The following is a 17634-nucleotide window of genomic DNA, read 5'->3' on the forward strand; positions in this document are numbered from 1 at the left end:
TGGGGATCGTGGGCAACGCCGCCGTTCGGGCGGCTATCGCTGCGTTCTTCGTTTTCGTCTTGCTCGTCGGCATACATGCTCCTCATTGACATGCTATGCCTCACACACAAAATTTCGGACAGGCTCTGCCCAGCGCCATCGGCGGCTATGGCTACAACACCTACGAGCACTGGTTCGCCCGGAACGGCCTGGACGAACGGGTGGACTGGGTCGGCGAGTTCGGTGAAATGTTCCCCAAGATCAAGGCCGCCGCCGTCGACGGCGTGCTTCCGAACTACCGGGGCCGGATGCTGCGCCAGTGGGACGTCCAGTACGTGATGGTCTACAACAGGAACCTAGTCAAGCCCGAAGCCGTGCCGCGCAGCATCGAGGAACTGACCCGGCCCGCATGGCGCGGCCGCTTCGCGATGGCCAACAACACCCCGCCTCCGCTGGACATCCTGGCCGTCAGCCACGGCGTGGATGCGGCCGTCGATCTCACCCGGCGCCTGGTGGACAACGCGCCGCGCTTCAAGCCGGGACCGCCGGCAGTGGTAGGCGCCATCTCCAACGGCGAAGTGGCCGTGGGCGTCTCCGGCTACACCGCACTGGCCGAGGCCCAGAAGCGCAAGGGCGCCCCCATCGAATGGATGCCGCTGGACGAGGTGCCGGTGGGGCCGCTGTTCGGCTTCATGCTCAAGGGCGCGCCGCAGCCCAACCTGGGCAAGCTGTTCCTGGCCTGGCTGGTGACCGAAGGCGCGCAGTTGCAGGAAGAGCTGGAATACATGTCGCAGTACTCGAACGCGGAATCCGCCACGACGCAGCGGATCAAGACCCTGCGCCCCGACGCGAAAGTCGTGGAAGCCTGCACCGACGATGAACTGAAGCTGACCGAGCAGGCCAGCCGGGCGATCATGAACATGATCGCCGGCGTCTCGGGCAGGTGAGCCGCACCAGGAGAATCGCCATGCTCACGAAGGAAAACAACGAACTGCTGTGCAGAGTAGGCCCAGGCACGCCGGGCAATGCGTTGTTCCGGTCGCTGTGGCTGCCTGCCCTGCTGTCCCGGCAGCTGACCGCGCAGCAGCCGGCGCCGGTCCGCCTGAAGCTGCTGGGAGAGGAGTTGATCGCCTTTCGCGACGGAGCGGGAAAAGTCGGCATTGTGCGGGCGCAGTGCCTGCATCGCGGAGCGCCGCTGTTCTTCGGCAAGGTCGAACACGACGGCATCCGCTGCGCCTACCACGGCTGGCTTTACGGGCCCGACGGGCAGTGCCGGGAGATGCCCAGCGAAAGCGCTCCCCATCTGTGTCAGAAGATGCAGCTGAAGGCCTACCGGGTCGCGGAGCAGGCGGACGTCATCTGGGTCTACATGGGCGAGGGCCAGCCTCCCGCACTGCCCCGCTTCCCCTGGATCGACCTGCCCGCCTCGCAGCGCTTGGCGTCGGTATGGCTGCAGGAAACCAACTGGGTGCAAGGCGTCGAAGGCGAGATCGACAGTTCGCACGTCTCCACGCTGCACAAGTCCGAGCAGGGCGTGAAGCAGGACCGCGTGCACCGCACCTACACCTTCTCCGACCCCAATCCGCAACTCGACATCAAGGAAACCGGCATCGGCTTCATGTCGATCGCGCGCCGGCGTGCCGAGGAACGCTACTACTGGCGCGTGACGCAGTGGATGGCACCGATGTTCTCGGTGATCCCCAGCGCGGCCTGGCCCATCGGCGGGCGGGCGTGGGTGCCCATCGACGACGAGAACACCTACTGCTGGGACTTCAACTATGTGATGGAGGGCGAATTGCCGCCCGCCTTCCTGGATTTCGTCGCCCGGGGCGTCTCGTTCCCGCCCGAGTGCATCTACCAGTCCATCCACCTGAACACGGGCTCCATCATCGACACCTGGCTGCCCGTGCGCAACCGCCGCAACGACTATCTAGTCGACCGCGCGGCGCAACAGGGCGTGCCGACCACGGGCATCCACGGGGTCAACGACCAGGACCGGGCCATGCAGGCAGGCATGGGCCGCATCGTCGACCGCACCCGGGAGAAACTGGTGAGCGCAGACCTGGCCATCGTCATGGCGCGGCGCAAGATCCTCGACATCCTCGCCGGTCCGCAGGCCCTGCAGGACTTCCGCGACCTCGTCCGGGACGGCTCGGCGTTCTCCATGCGGCCGGTCGATGCGGTCGTCGAGATCGGCGAGCTCAGGCAGTTCCTGGCGTCCCTGCCCCAGGAAGGCGCCGGCCGGCGCACCCTTGCGCAGCATGCGACGCCATGAGCGATACGCTAGACGTCGCAGTCGCCCGCAGGCAGGAGGAGGCGGTGGGCATCTGCTCGTTCGACCTGGCCGATCCACGGGGCCGTGCGCTGCCGCCGTTCGCAGCCGGCGCACACATCGACGTGCACCTGGGCGACGGCCTGTGCCGCCAGTATTCGCTGTGCAATCCGCCCGGCGAAACCCACCGCTACCAGATCGCGGTGCTGCGCGAGCCGCAGTCGCGCGGCGGATCGGCGGCCATGCACGAGCGCGTCCGCACGGGTACGCGACTGACCGTCGGCCGGCCGCGCAACCTCTTTGCGCTGCGACCGGGCACCCACCCCACCCTGCTGCTGGCAGGCGGCATCGGTATCACGCCGCTGCTCGCCATGGCCGAGCAACTGTCGCGCGATCAGGCCGTTTTCACCCTGCACTACCACGGCCGCCAGCGCGGGCGCATGGCCTTCCTGGACCGCATCGGCGCCAGCGCCTTTGCCCGGCAGGTCCACATCCACGTGGACGACGAACCCGCCACCCACGCAGACCCGGCGGCCGCCCTGGCCGCCCATGGGCCTGCTGCCCATGTGTACATCTGCGGACCGGCGGGTTTCATCGATGCCATGACCTCCCACGCCGCGCGGGCGGGTTTCGATGCGGAGCACGTCCACGTCGAGCATTTCGCGGCTGCGCCCATCGACCACGCCGCCGACGGCGCCTTCGAGCTGGTGCTGGCCCGCTCAGGGCTGACGGTCATGGTGGGACGCAGCGAATCCGCGGTGGAGGCGCTTGCCCGCCACGGCATCGCCGTGGAGACCTCCTGCGAGCAAGGCATCTGCGGAACCTGCATGACCACGGTACTCGAAGGCGAGCCCGATCACCGCGACAGGGTCCTGAGCCCGTCGGAACGCCAGTCGGGCAAGGTGTTCCTGCCCTGCTGCTCGCGCGCCCGGAGTCCGCGTCTGGTCATCGACCTGTAGCGGCGCCGTACCCATGAATGCCAGTCGACCGTCCGCTCCGATGCACTCGTTGCCGGCCTCCGGGGCGACGGGTCATTCCATCGTCCATCCCACCTCCAAGGAAGGAACCGAGATGCATGCACCAACCGACGCGGTCCGCGACGCCACGCAGCCGGACAACCGCTATTTCCGTCCACGCCGCCTGGGACACGTCAATCTCGTCATCGACAACCTGGACACGTCCATGCGCTTCTACCGCGAGATCGTCGGCTTCGAGGAAGCCTACCGGGTGCTCGCCATCCAGGGCGGCTTTCTGAGCAATGGCAACACCCACCACGACATCGGCATGGTCGCCCGTGCCGGCCCTTCCGGCCGCGGGCGCGCGCCCGGCCTGAACCACCTGGCCTTCGAGCTGGAAACCGAGGTCGATCTGGTGGCCGGCTACGAGCGCGCGATCCGCGATCAGGTCGTGTTTCAGCGCACGCTGGACCACGACATCGCGCACTCGGCCTACTGCGCGGACCCCGACGGGAATTCCTGCGAGCTCTACGCCGACGTCGTCCGCGACTGGCGCAATGCGCGCACCGGGAGCGTCACCAAGCCCAAGCCGGCCTGGAGCCCGGGCATGACGCAGCCGTGCACCGAGTGCAACTACGATCCCCCCCCCCCCGAGATCCGCCGCGTCGAACACGCCGTCTTCCATCCGGTGCGCACCAAGCACGCCACGCTGGCGATGGCGAGGATCGAGGATTCCATCCGCTTCTACACGCAGACCATCGGCCTGGACCTGCTCGTGTACCCCGGACATCGGGCCTATGCCTTGCTGGGCGGTACCTGCGGCGAACGCAACATCGCGCTGATCCAGGCCCCGAAGGACACGCCGGCGTCCATGCACCATTTCGGCGTCGAAATGTTCAGCGAAGCCGAACTGGACGCCTCCGTCGCCCGGTTGCAGGCAGACGGCCTGATTGCCGAGAAGGCGGTGGACCATCCGCTGCGCCGCGCCGTGTTCCTGCGCGACCCCGATGGCCTGCGCCTGCAGTTGTTCGTCGATCGCATCGCCGAACCCCCGCTCTGGGCGGACGTGGACCCGCAGCAGGCCGCGTGGGTGCTGTGAGAACCGCGCCATGACGATCGGCATACCGGCCCCGCGCCGGAGCATCCGCATCCTCGGCATCGAGACCGCCTACTACCGGATCCAGCCCGCTACACCGCCGCCCCGCCCGCGGCCTGCCGTCGTGCTGCTGCATGGGGGCGCGCCCGGCGCCAGCAGCGACCTCAACTGGTTCCGCAACACCGAGGCCCTGACCGGGGCCGGCTACGAACTCATTGCCTACGACCAACCCGGTTTCGGCCACAGCGGCATACCGGCGGACCACGGCATCGAATTCCGCTACCGCCATGCCGTGGCCTTTCTGCAGGCGATGGCGCCGGAGGCCGTCCATCTGGTGGGCAACTCCATCGGCGGCCTGCTCTGCTGCCTGATCGCCCTGCGCAGCGCGCCCGGGCCGGCAGTGCGCTCGCTGGCGCTGGCGGCGCCCTATCCGTTCTTCGATATACCCGTCGACGCGGCGGCCCGGCTGGCCGCCCATCGTTCGCGCCTGGCCGGCATCGAGCCCACCTTCGACAGCATCCGTCGCCTCTGCCTGAACACCTTCCACGAGGCGCGACAGGTCACCGACGACATCGTCGCCCTGCGGCTGGCCTCGCTGCAGGGCGAGCGCTGGGACGCCTGCCAGGCACGCGCCGCCGTCTCGCGGCAGTTCGACCAGGATGCGGTACGCCACGCCGTCGTGCACCTTCCCAGCTTGCTGGTGTGGGGTCTGGACGACAACAGCCTGCCGCACGAGATCGGCCTGGCGGCCAGACGCCATTTTTCGGACGCACGCATCCTGCTTCTGCCCCGTTGCGGCCACTGGCCGCAGACAGAGCAATGGGAGATCTTCAACCACAACCTGTTGGGTTTCCTGGAGATGAACCCTCCGGCTCCCGAAGGCGGGCCGGAGGCAGGACGGGACGGTGCCCCGCAAGCCGGGACGGGCGCGCACCGCTGACGGGAAACGGAGCCTTACCGGCGCCTCTGCGGCACCGGCCGTCCAGCGCGGCTACCCGCGGGCCGCCGGGTGGTCCGGCAGCAGGCAGCCCTCGGCGACCTGCAGGTCGTTGTCGCGGGCGAAGTTCAGTACGAAGTCCCAGGCCATCGGCTCGTGGGCCTGCAGCTCGCGGTTGACGATCACGCACTTGATGCCGTTCATTGTCGTCGGGATGCACCACGGCGAATAGCTGAGGTGGCTGCCCGGGCGGGCGCCCCCGGGACGAAACGAACTCATGACGCCGGCCAGCCGCTCGGCCCAGTCGCTGGGGCGGAAGGTCCTCCCATCGCGGGTGATGCCCTGGATGAAGACTTCTTTGGCGGATTGGGAGACCATCGTGTAGGGGAGGTGAGAGGCAGGCCGGCCGAGGCGGGCCCCGATCTCGGCGAGCCGGCCATTTTAACTCTTATAGAAGACTGGGCTCGTACGAACCCGCACACCCGGCTGCGGCCGGCTCCGCGTTCCACCATCCGCCGGCAGCATCGCAGTGATGCCGAATCGTCAAAAACCCCTGCAGTGTACGCACCTAGAATCGTGCAACGCCCGCAGACAGCCTCGACGACTGCGGTTTTCCAACACCTCCGGCCCGGCCGGAGGGCTGCCAGGAGCACCTTTGCAATGACCGCCACCGCTGCGTCCCCGCATGTCATGAACACCTACGGCCGCCTGCCGATCGCCCTGTCGCACGGCGACGGCGTCTGGGTCTGGGACGTGGACGGCCGCAGGTACCTCGACGGCCTGGGCGGCATCGCGGTCAACACCGTCGGCCACAACCACCCGCGCCTGGTGGCGGCGCTGCAGGACCAGGTGGCCAGACTCATCCATACGTCCAACTACTACCACGTGCCCGGCCAGGAGATCCTGGCCAGGAAGCTGGTGGAACTGTCGGGTCTGACCAATGCCTTCTTCTGCTCGAGCGGCCTGGAAGCCAACGAGGCTGCACTGAAGCTCGCACGCAAGTTCGGCCATGACAAGGGTATCGCGCGGCCCGAGATCGTGGTCTACGAGCATGCCTTCCACGGCCGCTCCATCGCCACGCTGTCGGCCACCGGCAACCCGAAGATCCAGGCCGGCTTCGGCCCGCTGGTCGAAGGCTTCATCCGCGTGCCGCTGAACGACATCGCCGCCCTCGAAGACGCCACGGCCGGCAATCCGAACGTGGTTGCCGTCTTCCTCGAAGTGATCCAGGGCGAGGGCGGCATCCACCCGCTGTTCGCCGACTACCTCAGGCAGGTGCGCCGGCTGGCCGACGAGCGCGGCTGGCTGCTGATGATCGACGAGGTGCAGACCGGCATCGGCCGCACCGGCAAGTGGTTCGGCCACCAGTGGGCCGGCATCGCGCCCGACGTGGTCACGCTGGCCAAGGGCCTGGGCTCGGGCGTGCCTGTGGGCGCGGTGCTTGCAGGACCGCGCGCGGCCGGCATCTTCGGCCCGGGCAACCACGGCTCGACCTTCGGCGGCAACCCGCTGGCGATGCGCGCGGGCATCGAGACGCTCGCGATCATCGAGGACGAGAAGCTCATCGAGAACGCCGCCGCCGTCGGCGCCCATCTGAAGGCCGCGCTGGAGCGCGAACTCGGCGCCCTGCCCGGCGTGAAGGAAGTGCGCGGCCAGGGCCTGATGATCGGCATCGAACTCGACCGTCCGGCCGGCGCGCTGCTTGGCCGCGCGGCCGAGGCCGGGCTGCTGCTTTCGGTCACGGCCGACACGGTGATCCGCTTGGTGCCGCCGCTGATCCTGACGGCCGAGCAGGCCGACCGGATCGTGGCCCTGCTGGCACCGCTGGTGCGCGACCTGCTGGCCTAGGCGGACGACCAGCCGGTAATATCCGTCCTTCCGCTCCGACGAACCCGCCCGCGGCGCATGCACCACGCCGCGGGCTTGCCGTTTTGCTGCCATGAGTCCACCGATCCGCCACTACCTCCAGTTCAACGACTTCACGGCCGACGAGTACGCTTATCTGTTCGAACGCGCGGCCGTCATCAAGCGCAAGTTCAAGGCCTACGAGAAGTACCACCCGCTGGCCGACCGCACGCTGGCGCTGATCTTCGAGAAGGCCAGCACCCGCACCCGCGTGAGCTTCGAGGCCGGCATGTACCAGCTCGGCGGCAGCGTGGTCCACCTGACCACCGGCGACAGCCAGCTCGGCCGCGCTGAGCCGATCGAGGACAGCGCCAAGGTCATCAGCCGCATGGTCGACGCGGTGATGATCCGCACCTTCGGCCAGGACAAGATCGAGACCTTCGCCGCGCATTCGCGCGTGCCGGTCATCAACGGCCTGACCAATGAATTCCATCCCTGCCAGATCCTGGCGGACATCTTCACCTACATCGAGCACCGCGGCTCGATCGCCGGCAGGACGGTGGCCTGGGTCGGCGACGGCAACAACATGGCCAACACCTGGCTGCAGGCCGCCGAGATCCTCGGCTTCACCGTGCACGTGAGCACCCCCAGCGGCTACGGCATCGACGAGGCCGTGGCCAACGTGCGCTCCGGCGCCGGCTACAAGGTCTTCAAGAACCCCGAGGATGCCTGCCGCGGCGCCGACCTGGTGACTACCGACGTGTGGACCAGCATGGGCTACGAGGCCGAGAACGAGGAGCGCCGCAAGGCCTTCGCGGACTGGCGCGTGGACGCCGACCTGATGAAGGTCGCCCGGCCCGACGCGCTCTTCATGCACTGCCTGCCGGCGCACCGCGGCGAGGAAGTGGACGCCGACGTGATCGACGGCCCGCAGTCGGTGGTCTGGGACGAGGCCGAGAACCGCATGCACGTGCAGAAGGCGCTGCTGGAATTCCTGCTGCGCGGCCGGGTCGACTGACGCCGGATACTCCCAGCACATACGTCGTGACGTCGGTATGGACTGGGGGCATCAGGCGTATACCCCCCTGGAATCTTATGGCGGATTGGCCAGCCAGTCCGCTTCCCAGCCGCCGCCCAGCGCCTGGATCAGCGCGATGGCCGCGGTCTGGCGCGCCAGCTGCACCTGGGCCAGGCTGCGGCGGGCGGTGAGCGCGGCGACCTGCGCGGTCACCACGTCGGTGTAGCTGATCTGGGCGGCGCGGTAGCGGTTGAGCTGCTGTTGCTCGGTGCGGTCGGCCACCTCGGAGTCTTCGCGGCGCAGGCCTTCCTGTGCGGCCAGTGCGGCCACGGCGCTGAGCTGGTCCTCCACTGCCTGGAAGGCGGACAGCACCGTCTGCCGGTAGCTGGCCACCTGCGCCGTATGGGCGGCGCGCGCCGCGTCCACGCTCGCGTCGATGGCGCCACCGTCGAACACCGTCTGCGCCACCGACACGCCCAGCGCCCACAGCAGGCTCGACGCGCTGAACAGGTCGCCCACGCGGCTGGAGCTGCCGCCGATCGAGGCGGTCAGGTCGATGGTCGGGAAGTACGCCGCGCGCGCGATGCCGATCTGCGCATTGGCCTCGGCCACGCTGCGCTCGGCAGAAGCGATGTCCGGCCGGCGCTGCAGCAGCAGCGACGGCAGGGCCAGCGGCACCGAAGGCACCGACGCCACCCAGGGCGCGGCAGGCAGGCGGAAGCCGGCCGGCGCCTCGCCCACCAGCACCGCGATCGCATGCTCCAGCGTGTCGCGCGTGCGCTGCACGCCCACCCGGTCGGCCTGCGTCGACAGCAGCTGCGAGCGGGCCTGCAGCACGTCGGTCTGGGCGGCGATGCCGGCGTTGTAGCGGTTTTGGGTGATGGCGAGCGAGCGCTCGTAACCCTCGATGGCCTGGGTCAGCAGCGCGATCTCGGCATCGGCCTCGCGCAGCGAGAAGTAGTCGGTGGCCAGCGACCCGATGGCCGCCAGCCGCGCCGAGGCCAAGTCGGCCTGCGAGGCCTGGGCGCTGGCCTGGGCGCTGTCCACGGTATTGCGCAGCCGGCCCCAGAGATCGGGCGTCCAGCTCGCGCCGAGCGTGGCGCTGTAGGCGCCGCTGGCCGGCGTGCCATCGCTGCCTACGCCGCCGCTGCGCCGGCCGCTGCCGCTGGCCGACAGGCTGGGCAGCAGGGCCGCGCGCTGCTGGCGCACCAGGGCTTCGGCCTGCGCGTAGTTGGCCACGGCCGCGGCGATGTTCTGGTTGGACACCTGCACCCGCTGGGCCAGCGCGTCGAGCGCCGGGTCGCCGAAGCGGCTCCACCACGGGCCGCGGTCGAGCGTGTCGCCGGGCGTGGCGGGCACCCAGCCAGCGGCTGCGGACTGTTCCTTCCAGGCAGCGGCGGGCGGTGCGTCGGGGCGATGGTAGGCGGGGCCGATGCCGGCGCAGCCGGCCAGGGACAACGCGACGACAAGGGGAAGAAGGCGGGCGGCGTGGTTCATGGAACGGTGGGGGCGGTGCGCGCCAGGCGGCGTTCGTCGGCCGAAGGGCGGCGCAGGCTGTCGAGCAGCACGTAGACCACCGGCACGGTCAGGAGGGTGAGGACCTGGCTGGCGATCAGGCCGCCGACGATGGTCACGCCCAGCGGCTGGCGCAGCTCCGAGCCCTGGCCGAAGCCGATGGCCAGAGGCAGCGCGCCGAGCGCGGCGGCCAGCGAGGTCATGAGGATGGGCCGCAGCCGCAGGAGGCTGGCCTCGCGCACCGCCTCGGTGGCGGTGAGGCCGCGCGAGCGCTGCGCCTCCAGCGCGAAGTCGATGATCATGATGGCGTTCTTCTTGACGATGCCGATCAGCAGGAACAGCCCGATCAGCGCGATCAGCGACAGGTCCATGCGCATCAGCAGCAGCGCCAGCACCGCGCCCACGCCGGCCGAGGGCAGCGTGGAGAGCACGGTGACCGGATGGATCAGGCTTTCGTACAGCACGCCGAGCACGATGTAGATCACGACGACGGCCGCGACGATCAGCAGCACCTGCTGGCCGTTCGATTCCTGCGCGCTGCGCACCGCGCCGGCGAAGGTGCCACGCACGTTGACCGGCATGGCGATGTCGGCCTCGGCCTGCTTGACCAGGCGCTGCGCCTCGGCCAGCGTCGTGCCTTCGGCCAGGTCGAACGAGATCGTCGTCGACAGTTCGCCGTTGTCGTGCTCGATCGCGCTGGGCACGGCCCGCTCGGCCACCTCGGAGAAGGCCGCGAGCGGCACCAGCGGCGTGGTCGTGGAAGCCAGGGCCTGGCCGGCCGACGAGTTGCGCGCGCCCGGGTTGGCCGAGGTGACCGTGGTGGTGCCGGTGCTGGTGTCGGTCTTCAGGTCGACCGTGCTGGTCACCGTGGCGCCGCTGGCCGTGGTGCTGGTGTTGACCGTGGACTGCACGTAGACGTCGCGCAGCGCCAGCGGCGACTGCTGGAAGTCCGGCGCCCATTCCATGATGACCGAGTACTGGTTCAGGTCGTTGTAGATGGTCGCGACCGAACGCTGGCCGAAGGCGTTGTAGAGCGCCGCGTTGATCGCCGTGGTGTTCACGCCCAGGCGCGCGGCGGCGTCGCGGTCCACGTCGACATAGGTCTCCACGCCGTTGTCGCTGGTGTTGGAATCCACATCCGTCAGCTGCGGCAACTCGGCCATGCGGTCGCCGAGCTTGGCCGTCCAGGTGCGCAGGTCGGCCAGCGAATCGCTCTTGAGCGTGTACTGGTAGGTCGAGTTGCTCTGCCGCCCGCCGGAGCGCAGGTCCTGCACCAGGCCGAGGAACACGCGCAGGCCGGTGATCTGGTTGAGCTGGGGCCGCAGCCGGTCGATCACGGCCTGGCTCGGCACGCCGCGCTCGGCCAGCGGCTTGAGGTTGACGAACATGAAGCCGCCGCCCGCGCGCTGCCCGCCCGAGAAGCCGACCACCGTATCGACCGCCGGATCGGCACGGATGATATCCACCGCCTGCTTCATCTTGGCCTGCAGCGCGCCCGACGAAATGCTCTGGTCGGCCCGCAGGCCGCCGTTGAGCTGGCCGTTGTCGACCTGCAGGTAGTACCCCTTGGGAATGGCCGTGTAGAGCCAGCCGCTGATAGCTACTACCGCCAGTAACGACGCGAGCACGACGAACCTGGAGGTCAGCGCCCAGTCCAGGCAGCGGGCATAGCCGCGCAGCGCGCGCTGCCAGCCGGCCTCGGCCCAGCGTGCCAAGCGGCCCGGGCGGTACCCGCCCGCAGGGTCCTCGGGACGCAGCAGCAGCGCGCACATCATCGGCGTGGTGGTCAGCGAGACGACCAGCGAGATCAGCACCGCCGCCGACAGCGTGACCGAGAACTCGCGGAACAGCCGCCCGACCTGCCCGCCCATGAACAGCAGCGGGATGAACACCGCCACCAGCGACAGGCTGATCAACAGCACCGTGAAGCCGACCTCGCGCGCGCCCAGCAGCGCCGCCTCGACGCGGCCCATGCCGGCCTCGATGTGGCGCTGGGTGTTCTCCAGCACGACGATGGCGTCGTCCACCACGAAGCCGGTGGCCACCGTCAGCGCCATCAGGCTCAGGTTGTTGAGCGAGAAGCCCAGCAGGTACATCACGCCGAAGGTGCCGAGCAGCGACACCACCGTGGCCACCGCCGGGATGACGGTGGGCCGCAGCCGGCGCAGGAACACGCCGACCACGAACACCACCAGACCCACGGCGATGACCAGCGTGGCCTCGATCTCGCGCAGCGAGGAGCGGATGGAGTTGGTGCGGTCCGACGCGACCTGCACCTTGATGTCCTGCGGCAGCTGGGCCGAGAGTTCCGGCAGCAGCCGGCGCACGCTGTCGACCGTCTCGATGATGTTGGCGCCCGGCTGCAGCGTGACCAGCACGATCACGGCCGGCTGGCCGTTGAAGAGGCCCAGCGTGCGCGTGTTCTCCACGCTGTCCGTCACCTCGGCCACGTCGGACAGACGCACCGCAGCGTTGTTGCGCCAGGCGATCACCAGGTCGCGGTAGTCGGCCGCGCGCAGGCCCGGCGCGGGGGTGTAGATCTGCATGCGCCGGCCCACGCCCTCGATCGCGCCCTTGGGCCGGTTGGCGTTGTTGGCCTGAATGGCGGCGCGCACGTCCTCGGTGCTGATGCCCAGGCGGCTCAGCTGGTAGGGCCGCAGTTCCACCCGCACGGCGGGCAGCGAGCCGCCGCCGATCTCCACGTCGCCCACGCCCTCGACCTGCGACAGGCGCTGGCTCACGATGTTGGAGACGGTATCGTAGATCTGGCCCGGCGTGCGGCTCTCGGACGTGAGCGCCAGGATGATGGCCGGCGCCGCCGTCGGGTTGGCCTTGCGGTAGGTCGGATTGCTGCGCAGCGTGCTGGGCAGGTCGGCCCGCGCGGCGACGATGGCGGCCTGCACCTCGCGTGCGGCGGCGTCGATGTTGCGGTGGAGGTCGAACTGCAGCGTGACGCGGGTGGAGCCGGTCGAGCTGGTCGACGTCATCTCGTTGACGCCGGGGATCACGCCCAGGCGCCGCTCCAGCGGCGTGGCCACGCTCTGCGCCATGGTCTGCGGGCTGGCGCCGGCCAGCGATGCCGACACCGAAATGACGGGGAAATCGACCTGCGGCAGCGGCGACACGGCCAGCACGAAGAAGGCCAGGATGCCGGCCAGTGCGACGCCGATGGTCAGCAGCACTGTGGCCACCGGCCGCAAGACGAAGGGGCGCGAGAGGTTCACGCGCCGCCCTCCGCCGCATCGCCCGCGCGGCCGCGCAGCCGCCGGCCGAGCCGGTCGAAGCCCAGATAGATCACCGGCGTGGTGAACAGCGTGAGCAACTGGCTCACCACCAGCCCGCCGAAGATCGCCAGGCCCAGCGGGCGGCGCAGTTCGGCGCCCTCGCCCCAGCCGAACATCAGCGGCACGGCGGCGAACAGCGCGGCCAGCGTGGTCATCAGGATCGGGCGAAAGCGCAGCAGCGCGGCCTGGCGGATGGCGTCGCGCGGCGGCTTTCCTTCGCTGCGCTCGGCATCGATGGCGAAGTCGATCATCATGATCGCGTTCTTCTTGACGATGCCGATCAGGAGGATGATGCCGATGATGCCGATCACGCCCAGGTCGTGGCCGGTGACCATGAGCGCCAGCAGCGCGCCCACGCCGGCCGAGGGCAGCGTCGACAGGATGGTCAGCGGATGCACGTAGCTCTCGTAGAGCACGCCGAGCACGATGTAGACGCAGACCACGGCCGCCAGGATCAGCCAGAGCTGGTTGGCGAGCGACTTTTCGTACGCGCCGGCTGCACCCAGGAAGGTCATCGAAATGCCCGCGGGCAGGCCGATCGCCTGCGCCGCCGCGCGGATCGCCGCGACCGACCGGCCAAGCGCCACGCCGGGCGCGGTGTCGAAGCCCACCGTCGCCGCCGGGTACTGCGCCACGCGCGTGACCTGCAGCGGCGCCGGCTGCTCGCGCACCGTGGCGAACGAGGCCAGCGGCGCCGGCGAGCCGCCGCCCGAGCGCAGCTGCAGGTTGCCCAGGCCCTGCGGCGAATCGAGCCCTTCGCGCTGCGCCTCCAGGATCACGCGGTACTGGTTGGTCTCGGTGAAGATGGTGGAGACGATGCGCTGGCCGAAGGCGCTGTAGAGCGCGTCGTCCACGCTGCTGGCGGTGACCGACAGGCGCGATGCGGTGCTGCGGTCGATGTCCACATAGGCCGCCAGGCCCTGGGCGCCGGCGTCGGTCGTGGCGTTGCGCACCAGCGGCTCGTCGGCGAGCCGCGCCACCAGCCTGCGGGCCCAGCCGTTGACCTCGTCGGTGCTCACGCCTTCGAGCGACACGCGGAACTCGGTCGGGCCGCTCTCGGCGTCGATGGTCAGATCCTGGGTCGGCTGCAGGTAGAGGCGCACGCCGGCCACCTCGCGGGCCACCCGGTCGCGCAGGCGGTCCATCACCGCCTGCTGGTCGCCGTGGCCGCCGCGCAGGTTGACCAGCATGCTGCCGGTGTTGAGCATCATGTTGTTGGCGGCATCCACACCGACCACGGAACTCAGGCTCTTCACGTCCGGGTCGGCCAGGATGGCGTTGGCCGCCGCCTGCTGCAGACCAGCCATGCGCTGGTACGACACGTCCTGCGCCGCCTCCACACGCACCTTGAGCTGGCCGGTGTCCTGCGTCGGGAACAGACCCTTGGGAATCACCACGTAGAGCAGCGCCGTGAGCGCGAAGGTGGCGACGGCCACGACCAGCGTCAGCGCCTCGTGCCGCAGCACCCAGGCCAGCCAGACGTCGTAGCGCGCGATGACCTTGTCGAAGAATCTTTGAACGCTGCGGCCCAGCCGGCCGCCCTCCTGCTCGGCCGGCCGCAGCCAGCGCGCCGACATCATCGGCACCAGCGTGAGCGAAACCACGGCCGAGATCAGGATGGTGAGCGCCAGCGTGACCGCGAACTCGCGGAACAGCCGGCCCACCACGTCGCCCATGAACAGCAGCGGGATTAGCACCGCCACCAGCGAGACGGTCAGCGAGATGATGGTGAATCCGATCTGCGAGGCCCCCTTGAGCGCCGCAGCGAAGGGCTTCTCGCCCTCCTCGATGTAGCGCGCGATGTTCTCGATCATCACGATCGCGTCGTCCACCACGAAGCCGGTGGCGATGGTCAGCGCCATCAGGCTCAGGTTGTTGAGCGAATAGCCCAGCAGGTACATGAGGCCGGCCGTGCCGACCAGCGAGATCGGCACCGCGATGCTGGCGATGACGGTGGCCCGCAGGCTGTGCAGGAAGAAGAGGATCACCAGCACCACGAGCAGCACGGCCAGGCCCAGTTCGAGCTGCACGTGGTGCACCGAGGCCCGGATGCCGGTGGTGCGGTCCGACAGCAGTTCCACCCGCATGCCGATGGGCAGCTGCGACTGCAGCTCCGGCAGCTGCGCCATGACGGCGTCGACGGTGGAGATCACGTTGGCGCCGGGCTGGCGCTGCACGTTGAGGATGATGGCCGGGCGCAGCGCCGGGGCGGCGGCATCCGCGGCGGCAGTGTCGCTGCGCAGGGCGGCCCAGGCGCCCAGCTCGGCGTTCTCGGTGCCGTCGACCACGCGGGCCACATCGGCCATGCGCACCGGCGCGCCGTTCTTCCAGGCGACGATCAGGCTGCGGTACTCGGCCGCGGTCATCAGCTGGTCGTTGGCGTTGATGGTGTAGGCGCGCTGCGGGCCGTCGAAGCTGCCCTTGGCGCCGCTGGCGTTGGCTGCGGAGATGGCATTGCGCAGCGTGTCGATGCCGATGCCGGCGACCGCGAGCTTGGCCGTATCGGCCTGGATGCGCACGGCGGGCCGCTGGCCGCCCGCGAGCGTGACCAGGCCCACGCCCGCGACCTGGCTGATCTTCTGCGCCAGCCGGGTGTTGACGATGTTCTGCACCTCGGTCAGCGGCATGCTCTCGGAGCTGACCGCCAGCGACAGGACCGGCGCGTCGGCCGGGTTGACCTTGGCATAGACCGGCGGCGCCGGCAGGTCGGCCGGCAGGAACGAGCCGCCGGCGTTGATCGCGGCCTGCACCTGCTGCTCGGCCACGTCGAGCGTCTGGTCGAGCCCGAACTGCAGCGTGACGATGGAGACGCCGGCGGCGCTGGTCGAACTCATGCGGTTCAGGCCCGCCATCTGGCCGAACTGGCGCTCCAGCGGCGCGCTGACGGTGCGGCTCATCACCTCGGGGCTCGCTCCCGGGTAGAGCGTCTGCACCTGGATGGTCGGGTAGTCCACCTGCGGCAGCGCCGCGAGCGGCAGAAAGCGCAGGCCCACGAGGCCGGCCAGCACAATGGCCAGCATGAGCAGCGCGGTGGCGACCGGCCGCTCGATGAAGGGGCGCGACGGGCTCATCGCGGCGCCCCGGCGCGAGGCGCCTGCGTCATCACGACGGCGCCCCGGAGCGGCCGGCGCCGCCGCCCTCGGACGGCGGGCCGCGGCGGCCGCCTTCGCTGCCCTGGCCGCCCTCGCCGCCCGGTCCACGGTGGCGGCGGTTCCCCCCCTGCGGGCGTGCCGGCGTGGCCGCGGGCTTGTCGCCCTGCAGCTGCACGCGCGAGCCGTCGCTCAGGCGGTCGCCGCCCTCGGTCACCACGCGCTCGCCTTCCTTCAGGCCGCGGGTGATGGCGATCACGTCCACCGTCGCCTCGCCGCGCTGCACGGGCCGCATCTCGACCGTGCGGTCCTCCTTGACCACATAGACGTAGTTGCCCTTGGGGCCGGTGCGCACCGCCGTCACCGGCACCACGAGGGCATCGAGGCTGCGCAGCGTGAAACGCACGTTGACGAACTGGTTGGGGAACAGCGCGTTCTTCGCGTTGGAGAAGCGCGCCTTGGCCTTGACGGTGCCGGTGGTGGTGTCGACCTGGTTGTCCAGCGTGAGGAAGCTGCCGGTGTCGAGCGTGCCGCTGCGGTTGCGGTCCAGTGCGACGACGGCCAGGGGCTGGCCCGCGCCCGACGCAGTCAGGATGTCGGCGATGCGGTCCTGCGGCACCGAGAAGGCCACGTCGATCGGATAGATCTGGGTGATGACGGCGATGCCGGTCGTGGCGTTGGCCGCCACCGTGTTGCCGGCATCGACCGTGCGCAGGCCGATGCGGCCCGCGACCGGCGCGGTGATGCGGGTGTAGTCGAGGTTGACCTGGGCATTGGCCACGGCGGCACGGTCGCTGACGACCGTGCCTTCGAGCTGCCGCACCAGCGCGGCCTGGGTGTCCACATCCTGCCGTGCGATCGAGTCCTGGTCCAGCAGCGTGCGGTAGCGCGCCAGCGTGACGCGGGCGGCCTCCAGCTGGGCCTCGTCGTGCGCCAGCGTGCCCTGCGCCTGGCGCAGCGACTGCTCGTAGGGACGCGGGTCGATGCGCGCGAGCAGCTGGTCCTTCCTGACCATCTGGCCTTCGGTGAACAGCACCTCGGACAGTACGCCGCCGACCTGCGTCTTCAGCGTGATGGTGGCCAGCGGCGTGACCGTGCCGAGTGCGTCGAGCGTGACCGGCAGCTCGGCGCGCCGGGCGACGGCGCTCTGCACCGTGACCAGGAAGCCGCCCGGCCCCATCGGCCCGCCGGCGTGCTGCGCCGGCGGGCGCTTGAGCAGGTACCAGCCGCCGCCGGCCAGCCCCGCCACGACCAGCAGCACCAGCACCGCGCCCAGCCAGCGGCTGCGCCGCGACGGCGGGCGCGGCGGCGGTGTGCCGGGCGGGGCGTGCGGAGCGGAGGGATGGTCGGTAGCGCCGGGGTCGCGGGAGGGCTGCAGAGTGGGCGGAGCGTGGTCGGTGGCCATGTTCGAGCAGGTCTTTTGGGCGGCGCGTAGTAGACCGCGCACGCGTGTAGCCGTTGGCTGCGTTTGGGTAAATGTCGCATCCCGGATGATTGCATAAGCGAGAATCGCTATGGGGCTGTCAGTATTTCTGTGTGTGAGGCGGTTGGTGAACTGGTTTCTGGCTGTTGATCTATCAGGCCCCTGCCAGGCCGCCGGAGGCCCCCCCGGTTGGCCCATGGACCCATGGCTCAGCCCCTCA

General features: G+C 69.8%; 12 protein-coding genes. 7 read left to right on the forward strand and 5 right to left on the reverse strand.

Annotation, left to right across the window (positions count from 1 at the left end):
- Positions 1–95: 95 nt before the first annotated feature.
- From GAK38_RS20895 to GAK38_RS20915, 5 genes are all read left to right on the forward strand, one after another.
- The gene (locus tag GAK38_RS20895) at positions 96–926 is read left to right on the forward strand and encodes an ABC transporter substrate-binding protein (RefSeq protein WP_325346867.1); all 831 of its coding nucleotides are present in this window, start codon (positions 96–98) and stop codon (positions 924–926) included.
- A gap of 20 nt (positions 927–946) precedes the next feature.
- The gene (locus GAK38_RS20900) at positions 947–2254 is read left to right on the forward strand and encodes a Rieske 2Fe-2S domain-containing protein (RefSeq protein WP_325346868.1); all 1308 of its coding nucleotides are present in this window, start codon (positions 947–949) and stop codon (positions 2252–2254) included.
- Complete coding sequence (locus GAK38_RS20905; protein WP_325346869.1) at positions 2251–3210, forward strand: PDR/VanB family oxidoreductase; 960 nt, start codon at positions 2251–2253, stop codon at positions 3208–3210. The genes GAK38_RS20900 and GAK38_RS20905 overlap by 4 nt, the downstream gene beginning before the upstream one ends.
- Before the next feature lie 112 nt (positions 3211–3322).
- On the forward strand, positions 3323–4306 hold the full coding sequence (locus GAK38_RS20910) for a VOC family protein (RefSeq protein WP_325346870.1): 984 nt from the start codon (positions 3323–3325) through the stop codon (positions 4304–4306).
- A gap of 10 nt (positions 4307–4316) precedes the next feature.
- Positions 4317–5243 carry an alpha/beta fold hydrolase gene (locus GAK38_RS20915; protein WP_325346871.1) on the forward strand — a complete coding sequence of 309 codons (927 nt, stop codon included), beginning with the start codon at positions 4317–4319 and terminating at the stop codon, positions 5241–5243.
- Positions 5244–5294: 51 nt separating this feature from the next.
- Here the strand turns inward: GAK38_RS20915 and GAK38_RS20920 are convergent, their stop codons facing one another.
- The gene (locus GAK38_RS20920) at positions 5295–5618 is read right to left on the reverse strand and encodes a DUF3579 domain-containing protein (protein WP_325346872.1); all 324 of its coding nucleotides are present in this window, start codon (positions 5616–5618) and stop codon (positions 5295–5297) included.
- A 282-nt stretch (positions 5619–5900) separates the two neighbouring features.
- Here GAK38_RS20920 and GAK38_RS20925 point away from each other — a divergent pair, with 282 nt between their 5' ends.
- Both GAK38_RS20925 and argF read left to right on the forward strand, forming a co-directional pair.
- Positions 5901–7088 (forward strand): aspartate aminotransferase family protein, encoded by a 1188-nt coding sequence (locus tag GAK38_RS20925; protein WP_325346873.1) that lies wholly within the window; start codon positions 5901–5903, stop codon positions 7086–7088.
- Between the two features lie 91 nt (positions 7089–7179).
- Entirely contained in the window at positions 7180–8103 is a 924-nt protein-coding gene (argF, locus tag GAK38_RS20930; protein WP_325346874.1) for an ornithine carbamoyltransferase, read from the forward strand.
- A 75-nt stretch (positions 8104–8178) separates the two neighbouring features.
- Here argF and GAK38_RS20935 read toward each other — a convergent pair whose 3' ends face one another.
- From GAK38_RS20935 to GAK38_RS20950, 4 genes are read right to left on the reverse strand one after another with little or no spacing between them, the layout of a single operon-like run.
- Positions 8179–9600, reverse strand: a complete 1422-nt coding sequence (locus GAK38_RS20935) for an efflux transporter outer membrane subunit (protein ID WP_325346875.1) — start codon at positions 9598–9600, stop codon at positions 8179–8181.
- Complete coding sequence (locus tag GAK38_RS20940) at positions 9597–12842, reverse strand: efflux RND transporter permease subunit (protein WP_325346876.1); 3246 nt, start codon at positions 12840–12842, stop codon at positions 9597–9599. Before GAK38_RS20940 ends, GAK38_RS20935 begins: the two co-directional genes overlap by 4 nt.
- Complete coding sequence (locus tag GAK38_RS20945) at positions 12839–15973, reverse strand: efflux RND transporter permease subunit (protein ID WP_325346877.1); 3135 nt, start codon at positions 15971–15973, stop codon at positions 12839–12841. Before GAK38_RS20945 ends, GAK38_RS20940 begins: the two co-directional genes overlap by 4 nt.
- A 31-nt stretch (positions 15974–16004) precedes the next feature.
- Entirely contained in the window at positions 16005–17396 is a 1392-nt protein-coding gene (locus GAK38_RS20950) for an efflux RND transporter periplasmic adaptor subunit (RefSeq protein WP_325346878.1), read from the reverse strand.
- Positions 17397–17634: the final 238 nt, after the last annotated feature.

It is taken from the genome of Xylophilus sp. (assembly GCA_009914555.1).
GTDB lineage: Bacteria > Pseudomonadota > Gammaproteobacteria > Burkholderiales > Burkholderiaceae_C > WNDY01.